Origin of the sequence: Stenotrophomonas maltophilia, assembly GCF_006970445.1 — a bacterium.
GTDB classification, from domain to species: domain Bacteria; phylum Pseudomonadota; class Gammaproteobacteria; order Xanthomonadales; family Xanthomonadaceae; genus Stenotrophomonas; species Stenotrophomonas maltophilia_AU.
Map to the genome: position 1 here is coordinate 4,218,199 of NZ_CP033877.1, position 11,977 is coordinate 4,230,175.

The window sequence follows — 11,977 nt, forward strand, 5'->3', positions numbered from 1 at the left end:
TCATGACGCTGACGATCTACCATAATCCTGCCTGCGGCACGTCCCGAAATACCTTGGAAATGATCCGCCAGTCCGGCGAAGACCCTAAGGTCATCGAGTACCTGCAGACTCCGCCGACCCGTGAGAAGCTGGTCGAGCTGATCGGCGCGATGGGCATCGCGCCTCGCGATCTCTTGCGCCAGAAAGGAACGCCCTTCTCGGAGCTGGGCTTGGGCAATCCCGCGCTCACGGATGACCAACTGGTGGACGCGATGATGGCGCACCCCATCCTCATCAACCGTCCCATCGTGGTTTCCGGCCGGGGCGTAGCGCTGTGTCGGCCATCTGAGAAGGTGCTGGCGCTGCTGGAGAACCCGGTGTCTTCCTTCACCAAGGAAGACGGCGAAATTGTGACAGCCGGAGCGCCGTTGTGATCGATCGCGTTGCCGCAGATCTGCCAAACATCGACCCCGCTCAACTTGCACCGATCGACGTCGACGCCCTAACAGGCGCCGGCGACCCGGGCCATCCGCCGCGAATCCTCATCCTCTACGGCTCGCTGCGGGAACGTTCCTATTCGCGGCTGCTCGCGGAGGAGGTCGGTCGGCTCCTGCGCTGGTACGGCTGCGAGGTGCGCATCTTCGATCCGCATGATTTGCCACTGCCCGACGGCGCCTCTCCCGATCACCCGAAGGTGAGCGAGCTTCGCAAACTCGCTTACTGGTCCGAGGGTATGGTCTGGGTCAGCCCAGAGCGCCATGGCGCCATGACCGCCATTATGAAGGCGCAGATCGACTGGATACCTCTGGCCGACGGCGCCAAGCGACCCACACAAGGCAAGACTCTGGCCGTCATGCAGGTTTCCGGCGGCTCGCAGAGCTTCAATGCAGTGAACCAGCTTCGCGTACTCGGCCGATGGATGCGCATGGTGACCATTCCTAACCAGTCCTCCGTGGCCAAAGCCTTCCAAGAGTTCGATGAGGCCGGGCGCATGAAGCCATCAGCCTACTATCAGCGTGTCGTTGACGTATGCGAGGAGCTGGTGAAATTTACCTGGCTCGTACGCGGACGCTCAGCCTACCTGGTCGATCGTTACTCCGAGCGCGTTGAGAACGCCGAAGATCTGTCCAAGCGCGTAAATCAGCGCTCCATCTAACCCCGCCGGAGCGCTGCATGCTTGCCCTCGCGATCTTCATCGCCACCCTCATATTTGTCATTTGGCAGCCTCGCGGGCTCGGCATAGGCTGGTCGGCACTGGCCGGCGCCGCCGTTGCGTTGGCCACCGGGGTTGTCGGCTGGAACGATGTCGGCACGGTATGGGGAATTGTCTGGGATGCGACGTTCACCTTCGTCGCCCTCATCATCATCTCGCTCATCCTCGACGCCGCCGGGTTCTTCGCGTGGGCGGCTCTGCATGTGGCCTGCTGGGGCGGCGGCAATGGTCGGAAGCTTTTTCCGCTCATCGTTCTGCTTGGCGCTGCGATTGCGGCAGTGTTTGCCAACGATGGCGCGGCTCTTCTACTGACGCCGATTGTTCTTGCCATCTTGTTGCGCTTGAACTTTCCGCCTGCAGGCGCGCTGGCGTTTACTGTGGCCTGCGGCTTTATCGCAGATACGGCCAGCCTGCCGCTCGTGGTCTCTAACCTGGTCAACATCGTTACGGCGAACTTCTTTGACGTATCGTTCGGGCGCTACGCCGCGATCATGGTACCGGTGAACCTGGTATCGGTCGGAGCTACCTTGGTTGTCCTATGGCTCTGGTTCCGTCGCGACATCCCAAGCAGCTATCCAGTCCATGATCTCGAAGCACCCCGTGACGCAATACGCGACATGGCAGTCTTCCGCACCGCCTTGCCCCTTCTCGCAGTGCTACTGGTTGCGTACTTTGTAACCGGCCCGCTCGGCGTACCCATAGCCTTGGTGACGGGGGTCGCTGCTCTGGTGCTGATGGGTGTTGCAGGCCGCTGGGCAACCGGTGGCCGAGGCGCCACCATGGCCGTGACCCAGATCCTGCGTGACGCGCCCTGGCAGATCGTGCTGTTTTCGATCGGCATGTACCTGGTGGTCTATGGACTGGGCAATGCCTGGTTGACCGACGTGGCAAGCGCGGTCTTGGAGTGGCTGGCAACGCAGGGCAGCTTCATGGCGACCGTTGGCACCGGCTTCGCGGTAGCTGCGCTTGCCTCCATCATGAACAACATGCCGGCAACGCTGGTCGGTGCGCTTGCCATCGACGGGGCAAACGTCCCCGCAGCCACCCGCGAACTGATGATCTATGCCAACGTTGTGGGCAATGACCTCGGCCCCAAGCTAACCCCGATCGGGTCGCTGGCGACCCTTCTGTGGTTGCACGTCCTTGGCGGGAAGGGCCAACGGATTACGTGGGGGCAGTACATGAAGGTGGGGCTCATCCTGACGCCCCCCGTCCTGTTGGCCACGCTCATCGCGCTCTGGATCTGGCTGCCGTTTGCCCGATAACCGCGTTAGCACCACACAGGCAAGCCGCAGAGATCACAATTTCTTCAAGGGCGCCGCCGTGGGCGGCGGCGGCACCGGCCCCGGGTCGTTGAACGAAAGCACCACCTGATCAATGTTGAATTGATCTGACAACACCTAGGCAATCACAGCGTGCACCAGGTCAAGGTCAACCGCGGGGGCAGCCACCGTGATGGTGGCCGCGATCGCGCGGCCAGGCGGCTTGCCCGGGACCAGCCGCAGATCGTCTACCGCCTTCACGCCTGGGTCGGTGAACATCGCCGCCCGGACCTCTTCCAAGTTGAGCTCGTTCATGAGCTTGGGGACTCCTGGATGATGCGATCGCCGCAGCTGGCCCGGTCGCGATGCAGCCAACGCGAAGCGCAGGTGCGGATCTGTGCTGATAGCCTTTGGGGTTGGAGCGCTATGGACCAGCGTTGTGGAAAGCACAATCCAACCCGCCGGAGGCTTCCGCAGCTATGCCGAACGGCGATGTAAGCGTCCTGCAGTCAACTGCCTAGACCCAGGCCCCAATCACATATGAACTTCTCCTGCTCGCGCGTCTCGACCGCACCCGGCCTCACCTGTCGAACCATGCGTATGGCCTGCTCGCCAGTGGTGGCCATGCCTGTTCCTAACAGCAACAAGCAGGCTACGGTGCCAGCTCGTCCTAGCCCACCCTTACAGTGCACAACCGCCCGGCCTCCTCGCAGTAACTCCTGACTGAGTGCTGGGCCCAGTTCACGCCATGCCTCCAAGAAAGCTCTACTGGGAGCTGCGCCGTCTGCGATTGGGAGCCCATACCACTTGATGCCCTGCGCCATGGTCCGCTCGGGAAGCGCGGCAATCCTAAGCTCATCGAACTCCCATGGCTCTATCAGAGAGATCAAGTACCCCGCCCCCCATTGGCGAATCGTGGAAAGGTCCACGTCAATGTCACGATTCCACGCCCCCGTCATCGCGAACTCTTGAAATTTCCCGGGCGCGAAAGTTATGCCTACTGCGCCACCGCTGATTCCAACAGCGAGCGTAGCGATATGAAGTGGATGCGTGTGGCTAGTTCTGCACATAGTGAAACCCCATCGCGGGAACAAGAGAGCCGTAGCGCAGCGCGCCTACCCATGCTGCCTGTGACGATCTGTAATCACTCCAGCGGACCGCTCAGGATTGGGGCGCCGGACAGCACAGCAAAGGTGATCCTTTTGCCTGTCGCAGGCAACAAGTACCAGTAGGCTCACGCTGCATGCGTACCAGTAGGCTCACGCGTGGGCGTACCAGTAGGCTCACGTGATGGACAGCGGAAGTTTACCGGAGCAAGGTGTATATCCGCCCATCCACCAGAAGCTGCACATGAAGCCAACCATCCTGGCTTTGGACCTTGAGGGAACGCTCATCTCCAACGCAGTAAGCCAGATCCCAAGGCCCGGTCTCTTCCGTTTCTTGGAAGACGTCCAATTGCACTTCAGCCAGCTCATGATGTTTACGACGGTGCCCGAAGAGCGCTTTCGCAACATCGCCAACTTATTGGTTCATGAGGGAAGCGCACCTCCATGGTTTGCGAGCCTTCATTACATCGATTGGACGGGTAACACCAAGGATCTGCGGCTAGCCGCACCGCATCTAGGTGAGGCTTTGCTACTAGATGATCATGGCCCCTATGTACACCCAGGGCAGGAGCATCTCTGGGTGCGGATACCACTGTTTGCATCTCCCTATGCGCCAGAGGACGATGGACTGGCGATCGCATTTGGACTATTGCTTGATCGCATCAACTCAACGAGTAGCTTCATCTAGGCGTCGCTCCAAACAAAGCTAGAGCCCCAAGCCAAAGCGACGGGTACTCTAGGTCGTTCAGAAGCCTCCTCGTACTGCCAAGAGATCCTGTACGACGCCTCCGTCAAGCGGGATGAACTTGCCACGCAGTGGTGCAGCGCTTCCACAGTTAGTTCCCGACTCGGGTCGTCGTTGCCCAACGGTAGTGACCCGGCCGGTCAGCTGCGCGGAGCCGGCCAACTACTCGGCGTCTATGTCACGAAGTCAGCGCCCAGCTATCGCCACCTAGACTGGCAGTTCGGTGCGGCTGGCGAGCCTATCGACCATTTGGCAGAGATATTGTCAGTACTTCGCGAATTTGGTCCGTTCGAGATCGAGTCTGACGGACTAGCTCGCAGCAATGATTGGGTGAGGCTGAGTGGTTCCTCTCACCGCACGCATTGCTCGAAGGCGTCGCCCCCGCCGAAGCCCTGGCCACCGATCCGGCACGCGTGTTGCGGGCGGCCCGTAGCGAGTTCGAGCAAGGTAACTCATAGCTACGGGACCGATTCTCTTCGCTGGAAGCGCTCAAATCACCGCTTTGAGGCCGGGATAAACGCTACGCCAGAGTCAGCCGCAGGCTTGAACTATTGACCATCAGTAATAGAACTAGCAGCCACGCCATGATGGCGGCACGATGCTAATCCACGCGTCACCGAACTGGAAAGACACGCATAGTCTTCCACTCAGACATCAGAAGCGTGCTCGCCTCGGCAGCACTCATGCCAAGAGCCGAGGTCAGCCTGAGGTACTCGAGCAAGTCCAACCTCCGGGCACCAGCCTCAATGGAGGAGATGGTCTGCTGAGGCCAGTCCAGGCGTGAGGCAAGCGATACTTGGCTAATTCCCAAAGCCTCCCGTCTCGCTCGAAGTTGCTCTACGAGACGCCGATACGCTTCTTGGTAGATCGTCTTGGTTGCCATTCCGCCCACTCGTGGAAGCGGACAGCAATCTATGGTCCATCCTTGCTTTACACGAAAATCATGTAGACAGCCCAGCTGGCCGCTCGGTAAGATCACTCACTGGTAGGAGCCCTTGGAACTGAGTGCGCCATGGCCTTGACCAACCGACCCTCTCGACTCCAAGGCCAGACTTGGCCTCTCTGGTCGCGTCTCTTGGCCCCTACTACTCGTGCCTGTGGTGTGCGCTTGAAGACTCTGTCACAAGGAATGCGCCAGTCGCCTCAGATGACGAGCCTGTGCGGAGTTTGCTACGAAGCCTCCAAGCGGCAGGAGTAGTGCTGGCAAATACGAGCGAGTCTTCGTCCACTCGAAGGTCGCTTTACCACCCTATCTCTTGGACATACTCTCCAGCGTGGGATGCTCACCCAGCCCTTCGTGGCGCAATAGCCCTTGCCCTGAGGAGCTGGCAAGGGCCAGCCCATACGGAAGCTCGGGTCGCTCTCTGGGGGCGGCTTGTCAACGACGAGATCTCTGCCTATTTGGCAAACATCCTTCGACGGCACCGAGTAAGTCCAGAACGGGCAGACGGCGTCATCGCAATGCAAGAAAGCCCGTGGTTCAATCTCAGTTCGGGCAGACGGCGATATGTCGTTTGGTCGGGGATGCGTGTGGCAGCGAGTGTCATGTTGCAGACAGGGATGGATGAAGTGGCAGCCATACAAGCCCTGGGTAAAGAGATGCAACTTAGGTCGCGATGGCTTCAGCGACGTGAGCAAGAAGCTAGACTGGGCCCCAGAGAGTTCTGCTTCTTGCCCAATGCCGACTGGCGCAGCCCCATAGTTATTGAAGTCGCGCTAGAGAGCCTCTTGGGATCGAACTGTAACTACTGGACCCTGTGCCCTTCCGCATTACGTCTTAGAGACGAGGCAAGATCTAGCCGTCAGCTTTGAGAGGATCGATCACATCAATCTTGGTTCCAGCGAGCTGCGTAGGCAACTACATCGTGCTGCCTAACACTTAGTATTGTGTCATCGTTGCGCAACCGGTGTAGGCAGCACAGACATCGCGTCTCACCGGGGCTTGCGATCATGCCAATGGAGAGCTTCCAGCGCAAAATTCCAGAGTGGAACCGAAGTGCGTTGGAAACCCTGCGCGAGCCGCTGGAATCCGGCCACATCCGCATCGCCCGCGCGGCGCGGAGCGTGCAGTATCCCGCACGGTTCCAACTGGTGGCAGCGATGAACCCATGCCCGTGTGGCTGGGCCGGGGACCGTAGCAACCGCTGCCTGTGCAGCGACGAACGTATCAACCGCTACCGCGCGCGGGTGTCCGGTCCGTTGCTGGACCGCATCGACCTGCACATCAGCGTGGCACGTATGGACGCGGCGGAGCTGCGGGAGAGTACGCCGCTGGGTGAGCCCAGTGCTACGGTACGTGCACGGGTGGAAGCCGCCCATGCCCGGCAGCAGGCGCGTGGCGGGCTGAATGCCCATCTGCCACCGGCGGCGCTGCGGGCATGCACGAAGCTGAGCGAGGCCGATCAGGACTTACTGGAGCAGGCAATTGAACGCCTGCAACTTTCCGCGCGGGCCATGCACCGGATTCTGCGCGTGGCGCGCACGATTGCGGATCTGGCAGGTTGCGAGGTGATCCAGACGGCGCATCTGTCTGAAGCGATTGGCTATCGGCAGTTGGATCGGGGAAATGCATGAGCCTGATTGCCTGGAGCCCTCGTCCGCACGGGAGCAGCAACAATCAAAAAAATACCCCGGCCGCATGCCCAGAAGGACAGAGACGGTACCGGGGTGTACCTGACCACGCTACCGCACGGGAGACAAGCATTGCAATCCGCCGCAGTGGATGCGGCAGGTACATCTGCCACGCACGGCCTTCTACCTACAGTTGGACGCGAAGAGCGGTCGACTGACAGTCGACCCTACCAAGGGCAGGCATCAGGCTGCGGAATCAATCCGCCCGCGCCTCGCCAGCAACGCCACCCGACGGCTGACCAGCGCGTGGAGCTCCGCCAGCTCCGCCGCCCGGCCAGCCGTCATGTTGTCGCCGAACAGCACCCGCGACAGCCCCGCCGCCTCGCTGTCCTCCGGGCGCTGCCAACGGTCGCGATAGACCTTCTGGCAGACCAGCCACGCCTGCGGGAGCCCACCGCCGGGCAGCGGGCGGACCACGCGTTCGTAGACCTGCCAGAACTGGTACTCGGCCCGCAGGTCGATTGCAGGCGCCACGGACAGCGCCTGCCGGGGCCGTCCTGGGCCCCGGATGCCGAACAGCGGGGTTCGCGGGTTGTGCTGTGCCATGCCGACAGCATGACCCAGCAACATTGTGGGAACCTTGCGTCGCCGCCAGAAAATCCCTGTTGTTTGCGCAAGGCAGGTTTGTAGGCGGGTTTTGGGGGTCAGAGCCCTTTGCGCAGCAAAGGGCTCTGACCCCGCCACCCCTTGCCTCAGAACGCCATTGAGGTACTGAACATCAGCTGCCGGGGGGCGCTGCGCTGTAGGGTCTGGTAATCGCCCGAGAACGACGAGCCGGCGATGGTGGCGGTGCCGATGTTGTGGCGGTTGAACAGGTTGCTCACGTCCAGCCGCAGCTCCAGCCCCGGCACCACGCTGTCCGCACCGAAGCGGTAGGCGGCATAGGTATTGACCTGCCAGAAGGTCGGCACGCGGATATCGTTCTCGTAGGTGAAGGGCTGGCGCAGGTAGGAGGTGCTGGTGGCACCGAAGCGCCAATCACCGAAGTGCGCGGAAAGATCACTCACCAGCGAGATCTGCGGGTAGCCCGGTTGGGCGTTGCCCTTGATCGGGTACACCGTGTCGCCCACCACGAAATCGCTGTCGTAGTACGAACGGGCCACGGCCACGCCCTGGTAGAACTGCAGGTGGTCGGTCAGGTCGGCGGTGATGCCGAGGTCGGCACCAATCACGTGCATCTTCGGCATCAACCGCACGGTATTGATCTGAGCGAACTGGGTGCCGATGGCGGCCGATAGCAGGCGGTTGCGGATGTCGTTGTAGAACACATCGCCGGTGATCGTCAGCCGGTCGAAGCGGTGCGATGCGCCCACGGTGAGGTTCCAGTTCTTTTCCGGGCGCAGGGTGCCCGCCACGCGGTCGAACTCTTCCTGGTCGGTGATGGTCCATGCCGAGGCGGTGTAGCCGATGTTGCCACGCTGGGCCACGCGGTAACCGTTCATGGTATTGGCCAGGTCGATGAAGGCGTCGGTGGATTCGGTCGGGCTCCAGAACAGCGAGACGTGCGGCAGGAAGTTGCTTTTCGCGCGCAGCGTGCCGTTCACCGGCCGGTCCTTGGCATCACCCAGGCCGCCACCGCTGGTGCGGAAGTCCACGGCCTTGAAGCCGACACCCAGCTTCAGCGTGTCGTTCAACACGATGTCGTCCTGCAGGTAGAACTGGCGCGAGCGGGTCACCCAGCTCGATGCGTTGTCGGTCTTGAACGCGGGACCGTACACATCGAACGGACCGGTGGCCTTCAGCGGCGGGCCCTCGCCCAGCAGCGGCTGCTGGTACCACTCGGTCTTGGCCGCAGCCTTGCTCTTCTCCTGCCAGAAGCCGGCGGTGAAGGTGTGCGCGCCGGTCTCGAACTGCAGGTTGAGCATGCCGCCCAGCCGGTTGAGGCGCGGCGTCTGCACCTGTTCGGAGAATGGCGCGCCGTTGGGCGACGGTACGGTCGGGTCGGTCAGCGTGGCCTGCGTATGGCTGTTGGCGTTGTACAGCTGCACGTTGCCGCTCAGGGCCGGGGTGATCTGGAAGCGATGGTTGATCGAGGACACGCGGTCGCGGGTGGTCTGGCCGGTGTCGTACGGAATCAGTTCGGACAGCTCACCGCAGGTGTAGGCGCCGCAGGATTTGTCTGCGTTCTCGGGCGAGGCCACGTACCAGGCCCACGCGTAATCGGGATAGAAGATGTCGGCCTTCCAGCCCAGCTTGCGGATCATGTCGAAGGAAATGTTGTTGTAGCCCCAGACCTTGGCCTTGCTGTCAGACAGGAACACGGTGAAATCGCCCCAGGCGACGTCCTGCTGCAGCTTCAGGTCGCCGCGCAGGAAGTTCTGCGTGCCCTCGCCCTGGTACTTGTCGGCGGACACGCGCTGCAGGTCGACCAGCACTTTCGGGCCATGCTCGCCGAGCTGGCCGCTCTGCCCGGATACGGTGGTGACCAGCGTGTTGTTGCTGCCCACGCCCTGCTTCACGCGCAGGCTGGGCGTGTCCTGCAGGTCGCGCAGACGATATTCCAGGCTGCCGCCGTTGACGCTGCTGGAGAACACGCTGACCGGGGCGCCACCGGGGCTGACCGTGATCGCGCCGATGCCATCGGGCACGCCCACGTTCACCACGCTGGTGCCGGTAAGCGAGAGGAAGCCGTTGTCGTTCAGCGGCACGCCTTCGAAGGTGATGCCCATTTCATTCATGCGGAAGCCGCGCACGAACAGGCTGGTGGCGGAGATATCCAGGCCCAGCCCGTCGGTGGCGGTGTAGCTGGCGCCCGGCACCTGCTTGAGCATGGCCAGGCCGTTGTTGCCGGTGACCATCGCGTCGAGGTCTTCGGCCTTGATGATGTAGCGGTTTGGACCGACCACCTGGGTGGGCGCAACGGCCGCACCGCGCGGGGTAGCGATGACCTGCAGGGCGTTCAAGGTGGTGGGGGTGTCATGTGCTGCGTCGTGAGTCTCGGCGGCGTACGCAGGTGCGGTGATGGCCGTGATGATGGCCAAGGCGAGGCGCGTCGTGGGTGGGGTGTTCATGGGCAGATCCAGGTGCAGGGAGAGAGCGGCGCAGGCGCACGCCCAGCGCGTTGCAGCACCGATGGCGGCGCCCTGGCTGGCGATGCGATTGCGTTGAGGGAGTGACGGCGCAGTGCGCGGCGGTCAGTGGCAGAGGAAGTCGTTCGTCTGCCGCAGGATTCGATCGCGTGATTTCGACGTGCGAAATTCTTGCATCGCATTGCCGCATCCGCCATTGCGCCGTGGTACAGCGCCGATGGCGATGGGGATGGGTGGGTTATACGTGGGTATAGGTCGGTGCTTGCCCTTCATGTGTGCCAACCAAGGTTGGCACCTACCGGGGTGTCATGCGCGCCAACCAGGGTTGGCACCTACCAGGGCAGATGGGCGCGCGGTTACTGCAGAACGAAACGCTCGATCGCGCGCGCCACGCCTTCGTCTGCATTGCTGGTGGTCTCGAACCGCGCCACCGCCTTCACCGCGTCGATGGCATTGCCCATCGCCACGCTGGTACCGGCGTACTGCAGCATGGTCAGGTCGTTCTCCTGGTCACCGATGGCCATCACGTTGGCGCGGTCGATGCCCAGGTGCTCGGCCAGCTTCTGCAGGCTCGGCCCCTTGCCGGCGCGGTGGTCGAACACTTCCAGGAAGAACGGTGCGCTCTTCAGTACCGCGAAGCGCTCGGTCAGCTCGCTGGGCAGGCGCGCGATGGCGGCATCCAGCACGTCCGGCGCGTCGATCATCATCAGCTTGATGAAGGACATCGACGGGTCCATGTCGGCCACGCGGCGATACGACAGCGGCATCCGCGAGAGATGCGAGTCGGCCACGGTGTAGTAGCTGATGTCCTGGTTTGGCGTGTACATGCGCTGGCTGTCCAGCGCCTGGAAGTGCACGCCCAGGTCGCGGGCCACCTGCTCGCAGAACAGGAAGTCGTCGAAGCTGAGCGGATACTCGACCACGGTTTCGCGCGTACCGATGCGCTGCACCAGGCCACCATTGCAGGCGATGCAGTAGTCGTCGTCGCCGGTGATGCCCAGCTCGTGCAGGAATGGTTCCAGGCCCGGAACCGGGCGGCCACTGGTCAGCACGATGTGCACGCCCAGCGCGCGCGCCTGCGCGATCGCCTGTTTGGCCCGCGCGGTGAGCGTGTGGCTGGGGTCCAGCAGGGTGCCATCCATGTCGATGGCGACCAGTTCGATGGTCGATTGCCTGCGGCCCATGTCCATTGCGTTCAACTCGTGCGGGGCACGCCAGTTTAACCCCTCATGCCCGGTTCACCTCTTTGCCCACGTTGGCCGGGATACTGCGGGAGCCTGTGCGTCCCCCACCGCAGGACGGCCCATTGACCGCCCTTCCCTGGAGAACCTTGCGACGCATGACCTACCGTGCCCCCGAAACCAATGACAGCGCGCCCCTGGCCCAGCAGATCGAGCAGATGATCGACGAGCTGCCCGGCGACCAGGTGCGCGTCGGCACCCTGCTCAGCGCGCTGGGCGATGAAGGCCTGCTGCTGATCGTGATCCTGCTCTCGGCCATCTTCATCATCCCGGTGTCGATTCCCGGGCTGAGCACCGTATTTGGCGCCTCGATCCTGCTGATCGGCCTGAGCCGCGTGCGCAACCGCCCGCTGTGGGTGCCGCAGAAACTGGCGCGCCGCGAGATCGCCACCGACAAGCTGAAGGCCAACCTCGGCCGTGCGCTGAAGTGGGTGCACCGCATGGAGCGGTTGTCGCGGCCGATGCGGCTGGCGGTGATGGTGCGCTCGAAGAAGATGATGCGGTTGAACAACCTGATGCTGGTGTTCGCAACCCTGCTGCTGATGGCCCCGGCCGGGCCGATTCCCTTCAGCAATACCTTGCCGGCGCTGGCCCTGATGTCGTTTGCGATTGGCTTCATCCAGCGCGATGGTGCCGCGGTGGCGGCCGGTTACGGTTTCGTGGTGGCTACGGTGGTGTATTTCGGCGTGCTGCTGGGTGGCGTGGGGTTTGCTGCCGAGTCGGTGTTCAGCGGGCTGCGTGGCAACTCAAACTGATACTCGGCTGCGGGGT

At 62.4% G+C, this 11,977-nt stretch carries 11 protein-coding genes and 1 pseudogene; 6 read left to right on the forward strand and 6 right to left on the reverse strand.

What is annotated here, in order from left to right; genetic code table 11:
• The first annotated feature begins 2 nt into the window (after positions 1-2).
• Genes arsC through EGM71_RS19360 form a run of 3 tightly spaced genes read left to right on the forward strand, consistent with a single transcriptional unit; the run spans position 3 to position 2,457 of the window.
• Entirely contained in the window at positions 3-413 is a 411-nt protein-coding gene (gene arsC, locus EGM71_RS19350; RefSeq protein ID WP_188486477.1) for an arsenate reductase (glutaredoxin), read from the forward strand.
• The gene (arsH, locus tag EGM71_RS19355) at positions 410-1,135 is read left to right on the forward strand and encodes an arsenical resistance protein ArsH (RefSeq protein ID WP_188486479.1); all 726 of its coding nucleotides are present in this window, start codon (positions 410-412) and stop codon (positions 1,133-1,135) included. The genes arsC and arsH overlap by 4 nt, the downstream gene beginning before the upstream one ends.
• A gap of 17 nt (positions 1,136-1,152) precedes the next feature.
• Positions 1,153-2,457 carry an arsenic transporter gene (locus EGM71_RS19360; protein ID WP_188486481.1) on the forward strand — a complete coding sequence of 435 codons (1,305 nt, stop codon included), beginning with the start codon at positions 1,153-1,155 and terminating at the stop codon, positions 2,455-2,457.
• A 135-nt stretch (positions 2,458-2,592) separates the two neighbouring features.
• Here EGM71_RS19360 and EGM71_RS20885 read toward each other — a convergent pair whose 3' ends face one another.
• Positions 2,593-2,769 carry a hypothetical protein gene (locus EGM71_RS20885; RefSeq protein ID WP_223224504.1) on the reverse strand — a complete coding sequence of 59 codons (177 nt, stop codon included), beginning with the start codon at positions 2,767-2,769 and terminating at the stop codon, positions 2,593-2,595.
• A gap of 194 nt (positions 2,770-2,963) precedes the next feature.
• Positions 2,964-3,524: a cyclin-dependent kinase inhibitor 3 family protein gene (locus EGM71_RS19370; protein WP_188486483.1), complete on the reverse strand. Its 561-nt coding sequence runs from the start codon at positions 3,522-3,524 to the stop codon at positions 2,964-2,966.
• A 280-nt stretch (positions 3,525-3,804) separates the two neighbouring features.
• Between EGM71_RS19370 and EGM71_RS19375 the strand changes: the two genes are divergently transcribed.
• The gene (locus EGM71_RS19375) at positions 3,805-4,248 is read left to right on the forward strand and encodes a hypothetical protein (RefSeq protein WP_188486485.1); all 444 of its coding nucleotides are present in this window, start codon (positions 3,805-3,807) and stop codon (positions 4,246-4,248) included.
• A 670-nt stretch (positions 4,249-4,918) separates the two neighbouring features.
• On the opposite strand, the gene EGM71_RS19380 is transcribed toward EGM71_RS19375, so the two are convergent.
• A complete protein-coding gene (locus tag EGM71_RS19380) occupies positions 4,919-5,188 on the reverse strand; it encodes a helix-turn-helix transcriptional regulator (protein WP_188486487.1) in 270 nt (89 codons plus the stop codon).
• Positions 5,189-6,270: 1,082 nt separating this feature from the next.
• Between EGM71_RS19380 and EGM71_RS19385 the strand changes: the two are divergent.
• A pseudogene (locus tag EGM71_RS19385) lies at positions 6,271-6,879 on the forward strand (ATP-binding protein); the annotation flags it as partial.
• A 240-nt stretch (positions 6,880-7,119) separates the two neighbouring features.
• Here EGM71_RS19385 and EGM71_RS19390 read toward each other — a convergent pair.
• The 3 genes from EGM71_RS19390 to yidA form a co-directional block, all read right to left on the reverse strand.
• Entirely contained in the window at positions 7,120-7,506 is a 387-nt protein-coding gene (locus EGM71_RS19390; protein WP_188486488.1) for a hypothetical protein, read from the reverse strand.
• Positions 7,507-7,628: 122 nt separating this feature from the next.
• Entirely contained in the window at positions 7,629-9,947 is a 2,319-nt protein-coding gene (locus EGM71_RS19395; protein ID WP_188486490.1) for a TonB-dependent receptor, read from the reverse strand.
• Between the two features lie 374 nt (positions 9,948-10,321).
• On the reverse strand, positions 10,322-11,155 hold the full coding sequence (gene yidA / locus EGM71_RS19400; RefSeq protein ID WP_188486492.1) for a sugar-phosphatase: 834 nt from the start codon (positions 11,153-11,155) through the stop codon (positions 10,322-10,324).
• Between the two features lie 149 nt (positions 11,156-11,304).
• On the opposite strand from yidA, the gene EGM71_RS19405 reads away from it, so the two are divergent.
• The gene (locus EGM71_RS19405) at positions 11,305-11,961 is read left to right on the forward strand and encodes an exopolysaccharide biosynthesis protein (RefSeq protein ID WP_188486494.1); all 657 of its coding nucleotides are present in this window, start codon (positions 11,305-11,307) and stop codon (positions 11,959-11,961) included.
• Positions 11,962-11,977 lie beyond the last annotated feature (16 nt).